We start from the raw sequence: 19188 nt of genomic DNA, 5'->3' as shown, positions 1-19188 counted from the left end.
CGACCAAGAAGGAGAACACGTGCCGGTTTCGTTGCACAGCACCGGGAAAGCCTCGTTCGACCACATCTACGACCGGCCCGACCCACGCGAGTACTACGCGCGGATGGCCGAATTGGACTACTGCATACCGGAACTGGCGACACCGCACTTCGCGCGCCTCATCTCCGACTACCGCGAGGCCACCGGCATCGCCGCCCCGACCGTCCTCGATCTGGGCTGCTCCTACGGCGTGAACGCGGCCATGCTGCGGCTGGGCATCACCATGGCCGAACTCACCCGACACTATCGCGACGCGGACGCGGCCGGCACGGCGAACGGGGAGGACGCCACCGCCGCCCTCATCGCCCGTGACCGCGCCCGCCTCACCACCGCCGACCGGCTGCCCGGCGTCCGCTTCCTCGGCATGGACGCCTCCCGCCCGGCACTGGACTACGCCCGCGCCGCCGGGCTGCTGCACGACACCGTGCACGCCGATCTCGAATCCGCCGACCCCACCGAGGCGCAGCGCGCCACCCTCGCCACCGCCGATCTCGTCATCTCCACCGGCTGCGTCGGCTACATCACCGACCGTACGCTGCTGCGGGTCGCCCGCGCACACGGCGGAAAGCTGCCCTGGATGGCGCATTTCGTGCTGCGCATGTTCTCCTTCGACCCCATCGCCGCGCGGCTGGCCGAACTCGGCTACCGGACAGAACGCGTGCCCGGGGCGTTCCGGCAGCGCCGCTTCGCGGCCGCCGACGAACGGACCCAGGTCCTGAATACCTTGGCCGACAACGGCGTCGACACCGAGGGGCACGAATCCGACGGCTGGCTCTACGCCCAGCTCTACGTGTCTCGCCCGTCCCCGACCCTATCCTTCGACCATGAGGACCTCTCTTGAGCGAACCGACCTTCGCCCACGACGACCAGTTGCCCCGGGTGCCGCTGCCCACCCTGGAGGACAGCTGCACGCGGTTCCTGCACTGGTGCGCACCACTGCTCACCGGCGATGAATACGCGGCGACCGCCGCCGCGGTCGAGCTCATGCTCCGCCCCGACAGTCCGGCCCGCGCGCTACAGGCCGATCTCGAGCGCTACGACAGCACTCCCGGGGTGGGCAGCTGGCTGGACGAATTCTGGCCGTCGCGCTATCTGGGGCGACGGGACCGGATCGCGCTCAACGCGAATTTCTTCTTCCTGTTCCGCGACGACACCGTGCTCGCCGCCGCCACCGCCGCCGACCAGGCCGAGCGCGCGGGGGCGCTGGTGAGCGCGGCGGTGAACTACAAACTGCTGCTCGACGCCGAGCAGGTCCCACCCGCGACCCAGCGCGGGCAGCGGTTGAACATGGCGCAGCACAAGTTCCTGTTCTCCGAGACCCGGATTCCCGGCGATCCGCAGGACGGGGTGCGGGTGCCCTACAGCCCGGACTGGCCCGGACCGTCGCAGGCCCGGCACATCGTGGTCTGCTACCGCGGCAATATGTTCCGCATGGATGTCATCGGCCCGGCCGGCGCTCCCTACGCCCCCGGCGACATCGTCGACGGGCTGCGCTCGGTGATGAAGGCCGGGGCGCGGCGCGCGCCGGTCAACACCTCGCCCGGCCACCTCACCACCATGGCCCGGGCGGAATGGGCGCGGGTGCGCGGCGCGCTGCGCGCGGTGCCGTTGAACGCCGCGGCCCTCGACACCATCGAGACCGCGCTGTTCTTCGTCTGCCTGGAGGACTTCGCGCCGCGCGACACGCTGCAGGCGTGCGACCAGTTGCTGCACGGGGACAGCGGCAACCGCTGGTTCGACAAGGCGGTGTCGTTCGTCGTCTTCGCCGACGGCACCGCCGGAATCAATGTCGAGCACTGCGGACTGGACGGCACCACCATCCTGTCCTTCGTCGATGCGCTGCTGGAGACACCGGTGGCCGAGCATGCGGCCCGCTCGGGTGCGCAGCCGCAGGGCATGCCCGCGGTCGAACCGGTCGTGTTCGTGCTCGACGACGACCGCAAGCGTGAGATCGCGAGCGCGGCGGCGTCCTTCGCGCAGTACGCGGCCGACAACGCCACCTCGACGGTGTCCTTCGAGGACTTCGGCACCGCCCGCGCCAAGGAGCTGGGCATCTCCCCGGACGCGTTCGCCCAGCTCAGCTATCAGCTCGCCCATCAGCGCAGCAAGGGCATGATCGGGGCAACCTACGAGTCCATCGCCACCCGCCACTTCCGCAACGGCCGCACCGAGGCCATGCGGGTGGTGACCCCGGAGATCCTGGAATTCATCGCCGCCATGGAGGATCCGGACGCCGACCCGGACCGGCGGCGGCAGGCGCTGCGCGCCGCCGCGGACGCGCATGTGGCGCGCGCCAAGGAATGCCAGCGTGGGGAGGCGCCCGAACAGCATCTGTGGGAGCTGCAACTGATCCAGGGCCGTCGCGGCGAGCGGCTGGGCGCCACCGATCCGATGCCGTTCTACGACAGCCCCGGCTGGCGCATCACCCGCGACGACTATCTGAGCACCAGCTCCGCGCCGTCGGTGAACATCCAGTACTTCGGTTTCGGCTCCACCAGCCCCACCTGCATCGGCGTCGCCTACGTCATGCTGCCCGATCGCTGGAATGTCTACCTCGCCACACCCAAATCCGTTGCCGCGCAGATGCACACCTTCGCGGGCAACCTGCGGGCGGCGGTGGCCGAACTCACCGAGCTGCTGCGCGTGCCCGAGACCTCGACAGCGGGCTGAGCTCCGCCCGGCCGGCGCGTGCGCGTGCCGGTCGGGCGCATCCGGAGCGGTCGCCGCTGCCGTCCGGAACGGGATGTGACCCGTGGGCGGCGGCCGGGCGCGCCAGCCCGGCCACAGCGGGCCGGTCCTGGTCTGCGACAATATCTGCTCGTGAAATCTTTCGAAGCCCTGTTCGCCGAGCTGCAGGATCGTGCCGTCAACCGACCCGAGGGGTCGGGCACCGTCGCCGCCTTGGACGCCGGCGTGCATGCGCAGGGCAAGAAGGTGCTGGAGGAGGCCGGGGAAGTCTGGCTGGCCGCCGAGCACGAGAGCGACGAATCGCTCGCGGAGGAGATCTCGCAGCTCCTGTACTGGGTACAGGTGCTGATGGTGGGCCGCGGACTGCGGCTCGAGGACGTGTACCGACATCTGTGACGCGCCGAATCGCCGTACACGCCGTACGGCCGACCCCCACTCGACCGCCGTCCTCACGTCCCCCCACCCGTCCCGAAAGGACACCCTATGCTGCGCGTCGCCGTCCCCAATAAGGGCGCCCTCTCCGAATCCGCCGTCGCCATCCTGAGCGAGGCGGGCTACCGCAAGCGCACCGACTCCCGCGATCTGAGCGTGCTCGATCCGGCCAACCAGGTGGAGTTCTTCTTCCTGCGGCCCAAGGACATCGCCATCTATGTCGGCTCCGGCGAACTCCACCTCGGCATCACCGGCCGTGATCTCGCCCTCGACTCCGGCGCACCGGTGCAGGAGCGGCTCTCGCTCGGCTTCGGCCGCTCCACCTTCCGCTACGCCGCCCCCGCCGGGCGGGAGTGGAAGGTCGAGGATCTCCACGACAAGCGCATCGCCACCTCCTACCCGAATCTGGTGCTCGCCGATCTGGCCGCGCGCGGGATCGAGGCCGAGGTCATCCGCCTCGACGGCGCGGTGGAGATCTCCATCCAGCTCGGCGTGGCCGACGCCATCGCCGATGTGGTGGGTTCGGGCCGCACCCTGCGCCAGCACAACCTGGTCGCCTTCGGTGACTCGCTGTGCGATTCCGAGGGCGTGCTCATCGAGGCCGAGGGCGCGGATCAGCGCGACAAGGCGCGCAACCAGCTGGTGGCCCGCGTCCAGGGCGTGGTCTTCGCCCAGCAGTACCTGATGCTGGACTACGACTGCCCCAAGTCGCTGCTCGACGCCGCCGTGCGGATCACCCCCGGGCTGGAGTCGCCGACGGTCTCCCCGCTCACCGATCCGGACTGGGTGGCGGTGCGGGCGCTGGTGCCGCGCAAGGACGGCAACGAGCTCATGGACCGGCTCGCCGATCTCGGCGCGAAGGCCATTCTGGCCACCGATATCCGCTCCTGCCGCGCCTTCTGACTCCGGCGCGGCGCACGCACGACCACATCACAATTGAGCACCCGCCGTGGCCATCCGCGGCGGGTGCTTGTTAGCGTGACCCTGCGTCATCTTGCTTCGTGTCATATCGCTCGCTCGAACGACACCACGGAGGCTCGATGTTCATTCTGCGGAAGTCCTGCGTCGCAATCGTTCTCGGCACCGCCGCGGTCCTGACCGCGTTGCCGGGCGGCCCCGCGGCGGCCGAGGAACTGCCCTGCCCCGCCCACGATCGCGGTGAGACCGTCATCTGGGACTGGACCCACCTGGCCATCTGCGATGACGGACGCTGGACCGTCCGCGCCTGCGCGCCGGGTACCACGGCGCGCCAGGACGACTCAGGCCACGCCTTCTGCGCCTGACTCCGCGATCGCGTCCGCGACGCCCGGATACGGCGGTGGCGTGCCGCCGAATTCCGGGCACAGGGCGCGGTAGTCGCAGTAATCGCACATCCAGCCGCGGCTGGGCGGGAAGTCGCCGGTCTTGGCGGCCGCGTCGATGGCCGCCCACAGTGCCGACACGATGCGCTGGAAGCGGCGCAGCTCGTCGGCGTCCGGTTCGTAGGTGAGCGTCTGCCCGTCGGCCAGGTAGAGCAGCCGCAGCTGGGCGGGCACCACGCCGCGGGTGTGCAACAGGACCAGGGCGTAGAACTTCAACTGGAACAGCGCGCGGGCCTCGTAGGCCGGGGCGGGGGAGCGGCCGGTCTTGTAGTCGACGATGTGCAGGGTGTCGTCGGCCGCCTTGTCGATGCGGTCCACGATGCCGCGCACCGGCGAACCGTCGGGGAGTTCGGTCTCCAGGAAGAACTCCACCGACTCCGGATCGACCGTGGTCGGGTCCTCCAGCGTGAAGTACACGCGGACGAGGTCGCCGACCTCCGCCAGCAGCACCGGCAGCCCGCCGTCGGCCACCACCGCCGCCACCTCGGGCCGGTCGGCCACCAGCCGGGTCCACGCGGGCTCGACGAGGGCCGCGGCGGCCTCCGGTAGCCGATCGGTCGCGGGGAGGCCGAACAGGGCCTCGAGGACGGCGTGCACCAGGGTGCCGCGCACCGCCGTCCTGGACGGTGGTTCCGGTATCCGGTCGATTGCCCGCAACCGGTATTTGAGCGGACACTGTTTGAAATCGATTGCCCGCGAGGGCGACAGCGCGAGCCGCCGCCCCACGAACGGTTCGGACGGCGGGGGCGTACCGCCCGCGGAATCCGGGGTCGTGGACGCGGGCACCTGCATACCTGGCAGGCTAAACCCAGGCACCGACAGGGTGCGTCGGACGACCGCCGTGGCGACAGCCCGGCAAACGGCATGATCGGTCAGGCCCGGAGGCGGCAGCCTGCGTGACCACGTAGGGCCAGCGACCATGCCCATGGATACGGGACAGGAGATACATGACGGCCAGACGGACCGGCCCCTTCCGCAGCGGTGACCGGGTGCAGCTGACCGATGCCAAGGGCCGCCAGCACACGGTGATCCTGGAGGAGGGCAAGGAGTTCCACACCCACAAGGGGCAGATCCGCCACGACGACCTGATCGGCGTCGACGAGGGCACCGTGGTGAACTCCGCCAACGGCACGCCGTATCTGGCGCTGCGACCGCTGCTCACCGATTACGTGCTGTCCATGCCGCGCGGTGCGGCGGTCATCTACCCCAAGGACGCCGCGCAGATCGTGCACGAGGGTGACATCTTCCCCGGCGCGAAGGTGCTGGAGGCCGGTGCCGGATCGGGTGCGCTCACCTGCTCGCTGCTGCGCGCGGTCGGTCCCGAGGGCAAGGTCATCTCCTACGAGGTGCGCGACGACCACGCCGAACACGCCGTCAAGAATGTCGAGAAGTTCTTCGGGGAACGCCCGGCGAACTGGGACCTCACCGTCGCCGACCTCGCCGAATACTCCGGCGAGCAGGTCGACCGCGTCATCCTCGACATGCTCAAGCCCTGGGACGTCCTCGACACCGTCTCCAAGGCGCTCATCCCCGGCGGCGTGCTCATCGTCTACGTCGCGACCGTCACCCAGCTCTCCGAGGTGGTGGAGGCGCTGCGCCGCCAGCAGTGCTGGACCGAACCGCGGGCATGGGAGTCGCTCATCCGGCCCTGGCACGTGGTCGGGCTCGCGGTGCGGCCCGAACACCGCATGCAGGGGCATACGGCGTTCCTGGTGAGCGCGCGGCGACTGGCCGACGGGGTGGTGGCGCCCAAACCGCAGCGGCGACCGTCCAAGGGGTGAGGGGCGGGTCGCGGTCGGTCGAAAATGCCTTGTCGGCCGTGGAATTCGTGGGGCAGGGTGGAGCGCGTGCGCATTGGTGTCGTGGGTTTGCTGCGGGGGCTGTATCTGGGTGAATGGGCCGAACGCGCCGGTATCACCGTCGCCGCACTGTGTGATAGGGATCCGGCGCGGCTGGCGGCGGCGCATTGGCGATTCCCCGCCGCCCGCACCACCGCCGGGTGGCGGGAGCTGCTCGACGCCGATATCGACGGGGTCGTGCTGGCCAACGACTTCGACGCGCACGCTCCGCTGGCGATGGCGTTCCTCGAGCGCGGCATCCACGTGCTGTCCGAAACGGCCGCCTGTGCGAGCGACGACGAGGGCTTCCGGCTGATCGCGGCGGCCGAGCGGTCGACCGCCACCTACTCCTTCGCCGAGAACTATGTGCTGCACCCGCACGTGCGGCTGCTGCGGTCGGCCGTCCCGGTCCGGGCGGCGGTGGCCGCCTCCCTGGTCGGCGTCGCGGGCGCGGCGTCGCTCGCGGCGGGGTTCCCGGCCGGTGCCGGTGCCGGATGTGTCGTCGGCGGCGGGCTGACCGGCTCGGGACCCCGGGGCGCTACGGCTGGCAGGCGGCGCGCGCCATACCGAGGATGGTGCACGCGGAGGCGTCCGAGATCTTCCAGGTGCTGTCGTCGTATTCCCAGGTCATGGCCACGCCGGGCATGGTGCCGTGCGGGCTGGTGACATCCACCTCGGCGTCGGCGCGGTCGCCGTCCTGCCGCACCTCGGTGACGGTGAAGGAGACCTGGTAGTTGGCCAGGCCCTGGTTCATCTGCTCGATGAGCGCCACCCGCTTGTCGCCGTCGGTGACGAGTTTCGCCTTCTCCGCGGCGGGAACCGCCGGATCGGCGAACGTGGTCAGCGTGGACTGCAACTCCGCCGCGTCGGCGGCGGGTGCGGCGGCATTATCGTCTGGTGCGACCGTGGTGGCCGAAACGCTGCCGGGAGCGGTCGTGGACCCGGAATCGGTGTCGTCCGAGCCGCAGCCCGCCAGGGTTCCGGTAACGGCGAGGGCCGCCGCGACGGTAGCCACGGAAACACGAAGCGTCCTTGTGGCGTTAACCCGGTAACGGGTACGACTGCTGGGAAGGAGCATCGATAGCACCCTTTCGGCTCGGTCGGCGAAATAGCTCGCCGGAAACAGGTTAGGGCAGGCTAACATGGTCGTCCGGCCCGGTGACCGCAGCCTAGATGTGATCACGACGAAACCATGTCGGAAAGCGGGAACGGCTTGTCCCCGGTAGCGTTGATAGACCGGGACTGGGAGGAGCAGCATCATGAGCCCCATCGAACATTCGGATTCGGCAGCCTGGAGGGAACTCGAGGTAGTACGCGCCGAGGCGGCTGCACTCCGGAGGCAACTCGCCGACACGCCGGATCGCACACGGGAATTGGAAGCCCGGGTGGATTCGCTGACAATTCGCAACACCAAGCTGATGGACACCCTCAAAGAGGCGCGGCAGCAACTGGTCGCCCTCCGCGAGGAAGTGGACCGCCTCGGGCAACCGCCCAGCGGCTACGGCGTTCTCATCGGGGTGTACGACGATCAGACGGTCGACGTGTTCACTTCTGGGCGCAAGATGCGACTGACGTGCTCACCGAATATCGACACCTCCGAACTCACCTACGGGCAGACCGTGCGCCTCAACGAGGCGCTGACCGTCGTGGAGGCCGGACGCTTCGAGGCCATCGGTGAAATCGGCACGCTGCGCGAGATTCTCGACGACGGCCGCCGCGCCCTCGTGGTCGGCCATGCCGACGAGGAGCGCGTGGTGTGGTTGTCCGGCCCGCTGTCGGGTCTGGTCGACGTCGACAATCTGGACGATCCGGATTCCCCGATTCGTAAGCTGCGGCCGGGCGATTCGCTGCTGGTCGACACCAAGGCGGGCTTCGCCTTCGAGCGCATCCCCAAGGCCGAGGTCGAGGACCTCGTGCTGGAAGAGGTGCCCGATGTCGACTACGAGGACATCGGCGGCCTGACGCGCCAGATCGAGCAGATCCGCGACGCGGTGGAACTGCCGTTCCTGCACAAGGATCTGTTCCGCGAGTACGCGCTGCGGCCCCCGAAGGGCGTGCTGCTCTACGGCCCGCCCGGTTGCGGCAAGACCCTGATCGCCAAGGCCGTCGCCAACTCCCTCGCGAAGAAGATCGCCGAGGCGCGCGGTGAGGACGCCAAGGAAGCCAAGTCGTTCTTCCTGAACATCAAGGGTCCCGAGCTGCTCAACAAGTTCGTGGGCGAGACCGAGCGTCACATTCGCATCATCTTCCAGCGGGCTCGCGAGAAGGCCAGCGAAGGCACCCCGGTGATCGTGTTCTTCGACGAGATGGACTCCATCTTCCGCACCCGCGGCTCGGGCGTCTCCTCCGACGTGGAGACCACCGTGGTGCCGCAGCTGCTGTCGGAGATCGACGGTGTGGAGGGCCTGGAGAACGTCATCGTGATCGGCGCGTCCAACCGCGAGGACATGATCGACCCGGCCATCCTGCGCCCCGGACGTCTCGACGTGAAGATCAAGATCGAGCGCCCGGACGCCGAGGCCGCGGCCGACATCTTCTCCAAGTACCTCACCGACGAACTGCCGTTGCACGCCGACGATCTCAACGAGTTCCCCGGCGACCGCGGCAAGTGCGTGCAGTCCATGATCGAGCGGGTCGTGGAGCGGATGTACGCCGAGAGCGAGGACAACCGCTTCCTGGAGGTCACCTACGCCAACGGCGACAAGGAGGTCCTGTACTTCAAGGACTTCAACTCCGGCGCCATGATCCAGAACATCGTGGACCGCTCCAAGAAGTACGCCATCAAGTCCGTCCTGGAAACCGGCAATCCGGGCCTGCGGCTCCAGCATCTCTACGATTCGATCGTGGACGAGTTCTCCGAGAACGAGGACCTGCCCAACACCACGAATCCCGATGACTGGGCCCGCATCTCGGGCAAGAAGGGCGAGCGGATCGTCTACATCCGCACGCTGGTGACCGGCAAGAACGCCTCGGCCAGCCGGGCGATCGACACCGAGTCGAATACGGGTCAGTACCTGTAAGCGGTACGACACGACCTGTAAGCGGTACGACACGCACGGGGCGCGTTTCCTTCGGGAGGCGCGCCCCGTCCGCTGTCACCGGGACGGTACGCGGGGGCGCTGTGGCCCGGGATGCGCAGGGGTCCGCGCCCGTCACGGCGGCATCGGTGTGTCGAGGGACGGCGGTCGCGTGCGGGTCAGCCGACGCCGGGCAGATAGCCCGGGTACACGAAATGGCTGGGACCGCCGCCGGGCTGCGACGACCCGGTGATATTCGGGAAGTTGAACGGCAGCCGGGCCAGCCGGTGCGGATTGCCGTCCCGGTCGGCCTGGTAGCACTCCATGATCACGCCGTGGAAGGCGGTGCACACGATGCGGGTGCTGTTGCCGTAGGGCGAGGTCAGGCGGTAGCCGGTGTTCAGCGGGTTCCAGTAGTCGAGGTCGGTCGGGGTCAGGAACCCCTCGGCCTCGAAGACCGAGACCGGGCTGTTCGGCTGCTGCACCGGCCAGTCGTCGGCGGCGGCCGCGCCCGTTGCCAGGGCGAGGGCGGCTCCGGCGACGGCGGCGGTCGCGGTGATACGGGTGATGCTGCGGGCAATCGAGGTCATCGGCTCTCCCACTGTCGGCGATCGGTCACTATCGGTCGAATGGCGGTATGGCACCGCTGGGGAATCGAGGACCGATCATGCCGCTGTTACGGGTGTCCGCGCCACCGATCGGGCGGATTCGCACCCGTTCCGGACCGCTGCTCGGCGCGATCCGCGTAACGATCGGACGATCGAGGTGATATAGCTCACGTAGGGAACACAGCGCGTGGGCCGCTGGCGGTCGGGGTATCGGCCCAACCCGGAGGTCGTCATGAACGCAAAGCTGAAGCGGATGGTGGTGAGCGCCGCCGCCGTCACTCTGTTCGGGGCGGGCACCCTCGCCGTCGCCCCCGCCGCACAAGCGCAACCCGGTCCTTGGTGTTCGGTGAATCCGGTCGCCGCCACCGCCGCCTACTCCCAGTGCGCGGGCCTCGTCCACCACCAGGTGCGCATCACCTGCTGGGCATGGTGGTCCTGGTTCTCCAGCTACGAACGCTGGGGCAATCCGGCGGTCGGCGCGCAGCAGTCCTGGAGTAGCTGCGACCTGCCGTTCACACTGCAGACCTGGCAGGTAGTCACCTTCTGACCCGTGCGGGGTGACCGCGTGGCCGCGGCGTTGTCGGCGCGGCCACGCGGCCCGGCGGTGGTCAGCGCCGCACGCGCCGATAGGTTGGCGCGGCCTGGGCCGCTGCCGCCAATTCCGCACCGAGCCAAGGGATATCGGTGTCCGCCACGGCGGCGGGGGTGATGCGCAGGTGGTCGCTGGCGGGCAGGCCGATCACCTCGAACGGGGTCCCGGGGGCGGCCTTGACGCCGGCGGCGGCGAGGGAGATCATGGCCGCCGATTCGTCGAGGACGGGTAGCCACAGATTGATTCCGTCGGCGGGGGAGACCGAAACCTCTCGGCGGGAGAGCTCTTTGCGCAGGGCCGTGGTGCGGCGGCGGTATTCGGCGCGCGCGGCGGCGACCCGGGCGCGGGCGGCGTCGTCGGTGAGCATGTGCAGCAGGACGCGCTGGAGCAGGCGGCTGGACCAGCCGGGGCCGAGCATCCGACGCTCGATCACCGGGTCGAGCAGTGTGGCCGGGCCGCCGACAATGGCCAGACGCAGGTCCGCGCCATGGGATTTGGAGTACGAGCGCACGTGCACGGTGTGCCGCGGCAGCCGGGTGCCCAGGGAGCGGGGCGGAGCGTGGGCGATGCCCGCGGAGTGATCGTCCTCGATGACGACGAGATCGTGCTGGGCGAGCACATCGGCGAGTTCGCGCAACCGGGTGGCTGACAGCGAAGCGCCCGTGGGGTTCTGGGCGCGGGGTTGCAGCAGCAGGGCGGTCGGGGCGTGTTCGGCGAGCACCGCCGCGAGCTCGCCCGGCCGCATGCCCGACTCGTCCAACTCCACCGGGACCGCCCGCGCCCCCAGCCGCGCCAGCAGGTCCAGAAACGGTGGGAAGCAGGGATTCTCGACCACCACCGCGTCCCCGAGGCGCACCTGTGCGGTCAGCAGCCGGTCGATGGCGTCGAGCGCCCCGTCGAGCACGGTGAGCCGGTCCGGCCGGAACGGCCAGTCCGCGCGCACCACCCGATCCAGCTCCGGCAGCATGGCCTCGCCCAGATAGGTGGCGGACAGGTCGTCGATGGAGTCGTCGTCGCCGAGCCGGCGCAGCGCCGCCGTGAGATCGGGCAGCAGCGCCGGATCCGGAATGCCCCGGGACAGGTCGACCCGGAACACGCTGTCGGACCGTGAGTGCAGCCGTTGATAGCGCCCTCCCGCCGCCACCGGCCGCGCGGGCGCGTCCGCCACGAAGGTGCCCGCCCGCCCCCGCGCCACGATCGCGCCCGCGGCGGCCAGCGCCCGCCACGCCTGGGTGACGGTGGCCGGGGAGACCCGCAGCTCCCGCGCCACCTCGCGCACGGTGGGCAGCCGGGTGCCGGGCGACAGCGCGCCCGAGCGGATGCGGCCGCCGACGGTGGCGGCGATACCGGCGGCGGTGCGGTCGTGGACACCCGCGAACAACCCCGTGGTGGCCGGGTCGGGGGCGGTCGTGTCGAGCGGGCCGAGTTCGGTTGTCACAGCGTCATTCTGCGATGGCGGCACGGGCGCGACCACGGCCACCCCGAGGATTTACGGTTACGAAACTGTTTCCGTCATTCTGTAACACAGCGGAATTGGTTCCCAGTGCAGTATCACAAAGCATGGCAATCGTTCGAGCAGCGCTGGTTCAGACCAACTGGACCGGCGACAAAGAGTCCATGATCAAGGCGCACGAGGACTACGCCCGGCAGGCCGCCGCGGCGGGAGCGAAGGTGATCTGCTTCCAGGAGTTGTTCTACGGGCCGTACTTCTGCCAGCTCCAGGACACCAAGTTCTACGACTACGCCGAATCGGTGCCCGGCCCCACCGTGGACCGGTTCGCCGCACTGGCGGCCGAACTCGGCATGGTGATGGTGCTGCCGGTGTACGAGCAGGAGCAGCCCGGCCTGCTGTACAACACCGCGGCCGTCATCGACGCCGACGGCAGCTACCTCGGTAAGTACCGCAAGCACCACATCCCGCACGTGAACGGCTTCTGGGAGAAGTTCTACTTCCGGCCGGGCAATCTGGGCTGGCCGGTCTTCGACACCGCCGTCGGCCGGGTCGGGGTGTACATCTGCTACGACCGGCACTTCCCGGAGGGCTGGCGGGCGCTGGGCCTGGCGGGCGCGGAGATCGTGTTCAATCCGTCGGCCACCTCCCGCGGGCTGTCCGGCTACCTGTGGAAGCTGGAGCAGCCCGCCTCCGCCGTCGCCAACGAGTACTTCGTCGGCGCGATCAACCGCGTCGGCATCGAGGCCGACTACGGCGACGACGACTTCTACGGCACCAGCTACTTCGTCGATCCCGAGGGCAAGTTCGTGGGCGAGGTCGCCTCCGACACCGCCCCGGAACTGGTGGTCCGCGATCTCGACCTGGACCTCATCAAGGTGGTGCGCGACCGCTGGGCCTTCTACCGCGACCGCCGCCCGGACGCCTACGGACCGCTGGTGCAGCCATGAGCCGAATCCTCATCCAGGGCGGAACGGTGGTGTCGGCCACCGGATCCCAGCCCCTCGACGTCCTGATCGACGGCGAGACCATCGCCGCCGTCCTGCAACCCGGCTCCACCGCGCTCGGCGCGGTGGCGGCCAACGCCGAGATCATCGACGCCACCGGGAAATACGTGATCCCCGGCGGCGTGGACGCGCACACCCACATGCAGCTGCCCTTCGGCGGCACCGAGGCATCCGACACCTTCGAGACCGGCACCCGGGCCGCGGCCTGGGGCGGCACCACCACCATTGTCGACTTCGCCGTCCAGAAACCGGGTGAGTCGATACAGGACACCCTCGCCCTGTGGCACGACAAGGCGGGCGGGCAGTGCGCCATCGACTACGGCTTCCACCAGATCGTCGGTGACGTGAACCCCGAATCCCTGAAGGGCATGGCGGAATTGGTGTCGGAGGGGGTGACCAGCTTCAAGCTGTTCATGGCCTATCCGGGGGTGTTCTACTCCGACGACGGCCGCATTCTGCGCGCCATGCAGCGCAGCGCCGACCTCGGCGCACTGCTCATGATGCACGCCGAGAACGGCATCGCCATCGACGTTCTCGTCGAACAGTCGCTCCAGCGCGGCGATACCGCGCCGTACTTCCACGGCACCTCGCGGCCGTGGCAGCTGGAGGAGGAGGCCACCCACCGCGCCATCATGCTGGCCCAGGTCACCGGCGCACCGCTGTACGTCGTGCACGTCTCGGCCAAGCAGGCGCTGGAGCAGATCGCCACCGCGCGGGGCAACGGCCAGAACGTCTTCGGCGAGACCTGCCCGCAGTACCTGTACCTCTCGCTCGAGGAACAGTTGGGCGCACCGGGTTTCGAGGGCGCGAAGTGGGTGTGCTCGACGCCGCTGCGCTCCCGGGCGGAGGGGCATCAGGACGAGCTGTGGCGCTACATCCGCACCGGAGACGTCACCTCGGTCGCCACCGACCACTGTCCGTTCTGCATGAAGGATCAGAAGGAACTCGGCATCGGCGACTTCTCCAAGATCCCCAACGGCATCGGCGGCGTCGAACACCGCATGGACCTGATGTTCCAGGGCGTCAAGGACGGCCGCATCTCGCTCGAGCGCTGGGTGGACGTCTGCTGCACCACCCCGGCCCGCATGTTCGGCATGTATCCGCGCAAGGGGGCCATCACCCCGGGCGCGGACGCCGACATCGTGCTCTACGACCCGAACGGCCACACCAGCATCGGGATGGGCAAGACCCACCACATGAACATGGACCATTCGGCCTACGAGGGTTTCGAGGTCGACGGTCATGTGGACACGGTGCTCTCACGCGGCCGGGTGATCGTCGACAACGGCGACTATCTGGGGCGTGCTGGCCACGGCCGGTTCGTGAAGCGCGAACTTTCCCAGAACCTCATCTGATCCGGAACGGAGTGTGCCCCATGGATATCGGTGTGGTGCTGCAATGCACACCGCCCGCGTCGCGAGTGGTGGAACTGGCGAGAATCGCGGAGACGCACGGCTTCTCGCACGTGTGGACCTTCGACTCGCATCTGCTGTGGCAGGAACCTTATGTCATCTACAGCCAGATCCTGGCCGCCACCCGCAAAGTCGTGGTCGGGCCGATGGTGACCAATCCGTCCACCCGGGACTGGACCGTCACCGCCTCGACCTTCGCCACGCTCAACGATATGTTCGGCAACCGCACCGTCTGCGGGATCGGGCGGGGCGATTCCGCCGTGCGCACCCTCGGCGGCGCCCCCGCCACCCTGGCGACGCTGCGCGAATCCATCGGTGTCATCCGGGAACTGGGCAACGGCCGCAGCGCCCGGGTGGGGGAGACCACGGTGCGGTTCCCGTGGGCGCACGCCTCCCGGCTGCCGGTGTGGGTGGCCGGGTACGGGCCGCGCGCACTGGATCTCACCGGCGAGGTGGCCGACGGGTTCATCCTGCAACTCGCCGATCCGGATATCACGGCCTGGACCGTCGCCCGGGTGCGCGCCGCCGCCGAACGCGCCGGACGTGACCCGAAGGAGGTGACCATCTGCGTGGCCGCACCCGCCTACGTGACCGACGGCTCGGACGCGGCCATGAAACACGCCCGGGAGCAATGCCGTTGGTTCGGCGGCATGGTCGGCAACCATGTGGCCGATATCGTCGCCAAGTACGGTGCGGACAGTGAGGTGCCCGCCGCGCTCACCGAGTACATCGCCGGTCGCCGCGGCTACGACTACAACCAGCACGGCCGCGCCGGGAACACCCACGCCGACTTCGTGCCGGACGCCATCGTGGACCGGTTCTGCCTGCTCGGCACCCCCGACGAGCATGTGGTGCGATTGCGGGAGCTGGAGGCGCTGGGCGTGGACCAGTTCGCCGTCTACCTCCAGCACGACGCCAAGACCGCCACCCTCGACGCCTACGGGGAGTCGATCGTGCCGCGCCTGGCGCAACCGATCGTGGCGACGGCGAGTACGACATGACCGCGCTGTCCGAGGGCGGCCGCACCGCGGCCGCCCAGCGGGTCGTGCGCCCGTCCCGTCGGCGCGGTCGCGGCGCACGCGGGGATACGGCCGGATCGCGCTGGGGCACAGTGCTGTACCCGATCGCCGCCTTCGTGCTGGTGGCCTCGATCTGGGAACTGGTGAAGGCGCTCGTTCCGGCCGACGGGGTGAGCATCGGCGAGCAGCGCGTGCTGCCGCGCACCACCGACGCGGCACTCCCGCACACCTGGTCGGTGCTGACCGTGCTGGGTGAACCCGACGGTGCCGGCACCGTGGGCGGAACCCTGTTGCGCACGGCCGGATTCACCTTCGGCCTGGCGCTGCTGGCCCTGCTGCTCGGCACCGTCGTCGGGATCACGCTGGCGGTGCTCATGCAGCGCTTCGGCTGGGTGGAGCGCGGACTGCTGCCGTATGTGGTGCTGTCGCAGACCGTTCCGCTCATCGCGTTGGCGCCGCTGGTCGCCGGGTGGGGCGGCAAGATCGCCATCGCGGGGCGGCCCTGGCAGCCCTGGATGAGCATTGTGGTCATCGCCGCCTATCTGGTGTTCTTCCCGGTCGCCATCGGGATGCTGCGCGGCCTGCAATCGCCGTCGCGGGCGGCGGTGGAGCTGCTGCACAGCTATGCCGCGGGCTGGTGGGCGACGCTGCTGCGGTTGCGCCTGCCCGCCGCCGTCCCGCATCTGCTGCCCGCGCTGCGGCTGGCGGGTGCGGCGGCGGTGATCGGCGCGGTGGTGGCCGAGATCTCCACCGGCACCGCGGGCGGCATCGGCCGCCAGATCATCGTCTTCTCCCAGCAGTCCACCGGTGACGCCGCGCGCCTGTACGCGGCGGTGCTGGCCGCCGCCCTGCTCGGCGTGGCCATCGCGGGACTGGTGGCACTCGTGGAAGTGGCGCTGCGGCGCTACAGCCGCCCGGCCGGGGGCGGCCGCTCGTCAGGAGGTACCCGTTGACCGTCGAACCATCCACCGCCGCGCCCGCGGCGCAGGTGCCACCACACCATCCGCCCGATCGGCCGGACGGTCCGGTGCCCGCCGTGGCACTGGGCGCGGTCGGCAAGATCTACTCCGCCGGTGCGGTCACCGCGCTGGAGGACGTCTCGCTCACCGTCGCCGCCGGGGAGTTCGTCTCCCTCATCGGGCCGTCCGGCTGCGGCAAGTCCACCCTGCTGCGGATCATCGCCGACCTCGAGGAGCCCACCGGCGGCAGCGTCACCGTGCACGGCAAGACGGCCCGGCGGGCGCGGCTGGACCAGGACTACGGCATCGCCTTCCAGCAGGCGGGCCTGCTCGACTGGCGCACCGTGCAGGAGAATGTGGAGCTGCCGCTGGAACTGCACGGCGTGCCCAAACGCGAACGCCGCGGGCGCAGTGCCGAACTGCTCGAGATGGCCGGTCTCGGCGACTTCGCCCGCCGTTATCCGGCCGAACTGTCCGGCGGCATGCAGCAGCGCGTCGCCATCGCCCGCGCCCTGGCCCGCAGACCACCGCTGCTGCTGATGGACGAACCCTTCGGCGCGCTCGACGAGATGACCCGCGAACGCATGCAGGGCGAACTGCTGCGCATCGCCGGGGAGACCGGTGCGGCGGTCGTCTTCGTCACCCACTCCATTCCGGAGGCGGTGTACCTGTCCGACCGGGTGGTGGTCATGTCGCCGCGCCCCGGCCGCATCACCGCCGTCCTCGACACCGGCGGCACCGGCGTCGAATCGGAGGACATCGATGTCCGGGCGACGGAACCGTTCTTCGAGGCGGTGGCGGCCGTGCGCGCGGCCCTGCACGACGGGCACGCGGGACGGGAGCGGTGATGCGCACCTGGCTGCCGCCGCTGCTGGTGGGCGTGGCGATCCTGGGCCTGTGGCAGGTGCTCACGGTCGCCGCCGGGGTGCCCTCTTTCCTGCTGCCCTCGCCGAGCGCCATCGCGGAGGCGTTCGGGGACAATCGGTCCGGCATACTCGACGCCACCATCGCCACCGGCCGCAATGCCCTCATCGGGCTGCTGGTCGGCATCGCGGCGGGCATCGCCGCGGCCATTGTGGCGGTGCGGTTCCGGGTCGTCGACGGCCTGCTCGGACCGCTGGCCGCCGCGGCCGCCGCCGTCCCCATCGTGGCGCTGGCCCCGCTGCTGAACTCGCTGTACTCCAGCACCACCGACCTGCCGCGCCGGATGGTGGCCGCCATCGTGGTGTTCTTCCCGGTGTACGTCAGCACGGTCAAGGGGCTGCGGCAGGCTCCGCGCGTGCACGTGGACCTGATGACCTCCTATGCCGCCACCGGCTGGCAGGTCACCCGCGCCATCCGGCTGCCCGCCGCCCTACCGCACCTGTTCACCGGATTGCGCATCGCCGCGCCCGGTGCGGTCATCGCCGCCATCATCGCCGAGTACTTCGGCGGGCTGCAGCACGGGCTGGGCAGCCGCATCATCTCCGCCGCCGCCAACACCGCCTATCCGCGGGCCTGGGCGTATGTCATCGCCGCCATGCTGCTCGGCCTGCTCTTCCTCGCCGCCGTCGTCGTCGCCGAACAGCTGACCCGCCGACCCCGCACCATTAGTTGGAGATCGAAATGAGAAGTACCACAAGGAAATTGCGCACCTGCCTGGCCGTGGTGGCGGTGTCGTTGGCGGCACTGACCGGGTGCGGCACCACCGAGGGCGGCACCACCACGACGGCCGACGGGCTCACCAAGGTGCGGTTGCAGTTGCAGTGGTTCAAACAGGGCCAGTTCGCGGGCTACCTCGCCGCCGTGGACCAGGGCTTCTACCGCGAACAGGGGCTCGACGTCGACATCCTCGACGGCGGCACCGATATCGTCCCGCAGACCGTGCTCGCCCAGGGGCAGGCCGACTTCGCCGTCGCCTGGGTGCCCAAGGCGCTCGCCTCCCGCGAGGCCGGTGCCGGAATCACCGAGGTGGCGCAGATCTTCCAGCGCTCGGGCACCAAACAGGTGGCCTTCGCCTCCGCCGGTATCGACGGCCCGGCCGACCTGCGCGGCAAGACCGTCGGAAACTGGGGCTACGGCAACGAATTCGAACTCTTCGCCGGAATGACCAAGGCCGGACTCGACCCTGCCGCGGATGTGCGCCTCGTTCAGCAGCAGTTCGATATGAACGCCTTCCTCGCCGGGGATATCGCGGCCGCCCAGGCCATGTCCTACAACGAGTACGCCCAGCTGCTCGAAACCAGGAACCCGGCCACCGGAGAGCTCTACACCCCCGCCGATTTCACCACTATCGACTGGAACGAACAGGGTGTGGCCATGCTCCAGGACGCGGTGTGGGCCAATACCGAACGGCTGGGTGACAGCTCCTACCAGGATCTGACCGTGCGGTTCCTGGCCGCCTCGCTGCGCGGCTGGATCTTCTGCCGCGACAATGTCGACCAGTGCCGCGACATCACCGTGGCGGCGGGCAGCACCCTCGGGGCCAGCCATCAGCAGTGGCAGATCAACGAGGTCAACAAGCTCATCTGGCCCTCGCCGGACGGCATCGGCACGGTCGACGAGACGGCGTGGAACCAGACCGTCACCATCGCCCGGCAGACCCGCAACCAGGAGGGCGCGACGGTGCTCACCCGGGAGCCGGATGCCGACGCCTACACCAACACCTACGTCACCCGGGCGCTGGACCTGTTGCAGGCCGACGGCGTGGACGTCACCGGCACCGATTACGCGCCGGTGCAGGTGGTGCTGACCGAGGGCGGCCGGTAGCAACCGGATTCCGGGCCG

At 69.6% G+C, this 19188-nt stretch carries 19 protein-coding genes and 1 pseudogene; 16 read left to right on the top strand and 4 right to left on the bottom strand.

The annotated features are described in order from the left end of the window. Positions 1–19: 19 nt before the first annotated feature. The 5 genes from QMO76_RS30455 (at position 20) to QMO76_RS30435 (ending at position 4442) form a co-directional block, all read left to right on the top strand. Positions 20–880 (top strand): class I SAM-dependent methyltransferase, encoded by an 861-nt coding sequence (locus tag QMO76_RS30455; protein WP_306364802.1) that lies wholly within the window; start codon positions 20–22, stop codon positions 878–880. Further along, positions 877–2709 (top strand): choline/carnitine O-acyltransferase, encoded by a 1833-nt coding sequence (locus QMO76_RS30450; protein WP_306364801.1) that lies wholly within the window; start codon positions 877–879, stop codon positions 2707–2709. The genes QMO76_RS30455 and QMO76_RS30450 overlap by 4 nt, the downstream gene beginning before the upstream one ends. A 132-nt stretch (positions 2710–2841) precedes the next feature. Further along, positions 2842–3123, top strand: coding sequence for a phosphoribosyl-ATP diphosphatase (locus QMO76_RS30445; RefSeq protein ID WP_306364870.1), 282 nt, complete (start codon positions 2842–2844; stop codon positions 3121–3123). An 87-nt stretch (positions 3124–3210) separates the two neighbouring features. Continuing rightward, positions 3211–4062, top strand: coding sequence for an ATP phosphoribosyltransferase (hisG, locus tag QMO76_RS30440; RefSeq protein ID WP_306364800.1), 852 nt, complete (start codon positions 3211–3213; stop codon positions 4060–4062). A gap of 137 nt (positions 4063–4199) precedes the next feature. After that, complete coding sequence (locus QMO76_RS30435) at positions 4200–4442, top strand: hypothetical protein (protein WP_306364799.1); 243 nt, start codon at positions 4200–4202, stop codon at positions 4440–4442. Here QMO76_RS30435 and QMO76_RS30430 read toward each other — a convergent pair. Then, positions 4419–5312 (bottom strand): PD-(D/E)XK nuclease family protein, encoded by an 894-nt coding sequence (locus QMO76_RS30430; protein WP_306364798.1) that lies wholly within the window; start codon positions 5310–5312, stop codon positions 4419–4421. The genes QMO76_RS30435 and QMO76_RS30430 overlap by 24 nt on opposite strands. 155 nt (positions 5313–5467) lie before the next feature. On the opposite strand from QMO76_RS30430, the gene QMO76_RS30425 reads away from it, so the two are divergent. Together QMO76_RS30425 and QMO76_RS30420 are read left to right on the top strand one after the other, a co-directional pair. Next, complete coding sequence (locus tag QMO76_RS30425; RefSeq protein WP_306364797.1) at positions 5468–6301, top strand: tRNA (adenine-N1)-methyltransferase; 834 nt, start codon at positions 5468–5470, stop codon at positions 6299–6301. 24 nt (positions 6302–6325) lie between these two features. Next, a pseudogene (locus tag QMO76_RS30420) lies at positions 6326–6697 on the top strand (Gfo/Idh/MocA family protein); the annotation flags it as partial. A gap of 199 nt (positions 6698–6896) precedes the next feature. On the opposite strand, the gene QMO76_RS30415 reads toward QMO76_RS30420, so the two are convergent. Then, positions 6897–7373, bottom strand: a complete 477-nt coding sequence (locus tag QMO76_RS30415; RefSeq protein WP_306364796.1) for a hypothetical protein — start codon at positions 7371–7373, stop codon at positions 6897–6899. A 244-nt stretch (positions 7374–7617) separates the two neighbouring features. Between QMO76_RS30415 and arc the strand changes: the two genes are divergently transcribed. Beyond that, the gene (arc, locus tag QMO76_RS30410) at positions 7618–9378 is read left to right on the top strand and encodes a proteasome ATPase (protein WP_306364795.1); all 1761 of its coding nucleotides are present in this window, start codon (positions 7618–7620) and stop codon (positions 9376–9378) included. 176 nt (positions 9379–9554) lie between these two features. Here the strand turns inward: arc and QMO76_RS30405 are convergent, their stop codons facing one another. Beyond that, a complete protein-coding gene (locus QMO76_RS30405; RefSeq protein WP_306364794.1) occupies positions 9555–9965 on the bottom strand; it encodes a hypothetical protein in 411 nt (136 codons plus the stop codon). A gap of 250 nt (positions 9966–10215) precedes the next feature. Between QMO76_RS30405 and QMO76_RS30400 the strand changes: the two genes are divergently transcribed. Beyond that, a complete protein-coding gene (locus QMO76_RS30400; RefSeq protein ID WP_306364793.1) occupies positions 10216–10530 on the top strand; it encodes a hypothetical protein in 315 nt (104 codons plus the stop codon). Between the two features lie 61 nt (positions 10531–10591). Here the strand turns inward: QMO76_RS30400 and QMO76_RS30395 are convergent, their stop codons facing one another. Beyond that, complete coding sequence (locus QMO76_RS30395; protein ID WP_306364792.1) at positions 10592–12013, bottom strand: PLP-dependent aminotransferase family protein; 1422 nt, start codon at positions 12011–12013, stop codon at positions 10592–10594. A gap of 122 nt (positions 12014–12135) precedes the next feature. Here QMO76_RS30395 and QMO76_RS30390 point away from each other — a divergent pair, with 122 nt between their 5' ends. The 7 genes from QMO76_RS30390 to QMO76_RS30360 are packed head-to-tail and all read left to right on the top strand — an operon-like array spanning position 12136 to position 19170. Further along, complete coding sequence (locus QMO76_RS30390) at positions 12136–12975, top strand: nitrilase-related carbon-nitrogen hydrolase (protein WP_306364791.1); 840 nt, start codon at positions 12136–12138, stop codon at positions 12973–12975. Further along, entirely contained in the window at positions 12972–14387 is a 1416-nt protein-coding gene (gene hydA, locus QMO76_RS30385; protein ID WP_306364790.1) for a dihydropyrimidinase, read from the top strand. Before QMO76_RS30390 ends, hydA begins: the two co-directional genes overlap by 4 nt. 20 nt (positions 14388–14407) lie before the next feature. Beyond that, the gene (locus tag QMO76_RS30380) at positions 14408–15445 is read left to right on the top strand and encodes a TIGR03842 family LLM class F420-dependent oxidoreductase (protein WP_306364789.1); all 1038 of its coding nucleotides are present in this window, start codon (positions 14408–14410) and stop codon (positions 15443–15445) included. Beyond that, a complete protein-coding gene (locus QMO76_RS30375; protein ID WP_306364788.1) occupies positions 15442–16416 on the top strand; it encodes an ABC transporter permease in 975 nt (324 codons plus the stop codon). The genes QMO76_RS30380 and QMO76_RS30375 overlap by 4 nt, the downstream gene beginning before the upstream one ends. Continuing rightward, the gene (locus QMO76_RS30370) at positions 16413–17270 is read left to right on the top strand and encodes an ABC transporter ATP-binding protein (RefSeq protein WP_306364787.1); all 858 of its coding nucleotides are present in this window, start codon (positions 16413–16415) and stop codon (positions 17268–17270) included. Before QMO76_RS30375 ends, QMO76_RS30370 begins: the two co-directional genes overlap by 4 nt. Continuing rightward, the gene (locus tag QMO76_RS30365; protein WP_306364786.1) at positions 17270–18031 is read left to right on the top strand and encodes an ABC transporter permease; all 762 of its coding nucleotides are present in this window, start codon (positions 17270–17272) and stop codon (positions 18029–18031) included. Before QMO76_RS30370 ends, QMO76_RS30365 begins: the two co-directional genes overlap by 1 nt. Continuing rightward, complete coding sequence (locus QMO76_RS30360) at positions 18028–19170, top strand: ABC transporter substrate-binding protein (protein ID WP_306364785.1); 1143 nt, start codon at positions 18028–18030, stop codon at positions 19168–19170. Before QMO76_RS30365 ends, QMO76_RS30360 begins: the two co-directional genes overlap by 4 nt. The last annotated feature ends 18 nt before the right edge of the window (positions 19171–19188 follow it).

It is taken from the genome of Nocardia sp. CC227C, assembly GCF_030767025.1.
In the GTDB taxonomy this organism is placed as follows: Bacteria; Actinomycetota; Actinomycetes; order Mycobacteriales; family Mycobacteriaceae; genus Nocardia.
Note: the sequence above shows the minus strand (reverse complement) of the source record. Positions and strands in the feature narration are given on the sequence as shown.

What these genes read in the sequence shown, in the direction of transcription:
- hisG (WP_306364800.1), top strand. Translation starts at nt 3,211, where the DNA reads ATGCTGCGCGTCGCCGTCCCCAATAAGGGCGCCCTCTCCGAATCCGCC.
- QMO76_RS30435 (WP_306364799.1), top strand. Translation starts at nt 4,200, where the DNA reads ATGTTCATTCTGCGGAAGTCCTGCGTCGCAATCGTTCTCGGCACCGCC.
- QMO76_RS30430 (WP_306364798.1), bottom strand. Translation starts at nt 5,312, where the DNA reads ATGCAGGTGCCCGCGTCCACGACCCCGGATTCCGCGGGCGGTACGCCC.
- QMO76_RS30425 (WP_306364797.1), top strand. Translation starts at nt 5,468, where the DNA reads ATGACGGCCAGACGGACCGGCCCCTTCCGCAGCGGTGACCGGGTGCAG.
- arc (WP_306364795.1), top strand. Translation starts at nt 7,618, where the DNA reads ATGAGCCCCATCGAACATTCGGATTCGGCAGCCTGGAGGGAACTCGAG.
- QMO76_RS30405 (WP_306364794.1), bottom strand. Translation starts at nt 9,965, where the DNA reads ATGACCTCGATTGCCCGCAGCATCACCCGTATCACCGCGACCGCCGCC.
- QMO76_RS30400 (WP_306364793.1), top strand. Translation starts at nt 10,216, where the DNA reads ATGAACGCAAAGCTGAAGCGGATGGTGGTGAGCGCCGCCGCCGTCACT.
- QMO76_RS30390 (WP_306364791.1), top strand. Translation starts at nt 12,136, where the DNA reads ATGGCAATCGTTCGAGCAGCGCTGGTTCAGACCAACTGGACCGGCGAC.
- hydA (WP_306364790.1), top strand. Translation starts at nt 12,972, where the DNA reads ATGAGCCGAATCCTCATCCAGGGCGGAACGGTGGTGTCGGCCACCGGA.
- QMO76_RS30380 (WP_306364789.1), top strand. Translation starts at nt 14,408, where the DNA reads ATGGATATCGGTGTGGTGCTGCAATGCACACCGCCCGCGTCGCGAGTG.
- QMO76_RS30375 (WP_306364788.1), top strand. Translation starts at nt 15,442, where the DNA reads ATGACCGCGCTGTCCGAGGGCGGCCGCACCGCGGCCGCCCAGCGGGTC.
- QMO76_RS30365 (WP_306364786.1), top strand. Translation starts at nt 17,270, where the DNA reads ATGCGCACCTGGCTGCCGCCGCTGCTGGTGGGCGTGGCGATCCTGGGC.
- QMO76_RS30360 (WP_306364785.1), top strand. Translation starts at nt 18,028, where the DNA reads ATGAGAAGTACCACAAGGAAATTGCGCACCTGCCTGGCCGTGGTGGCG.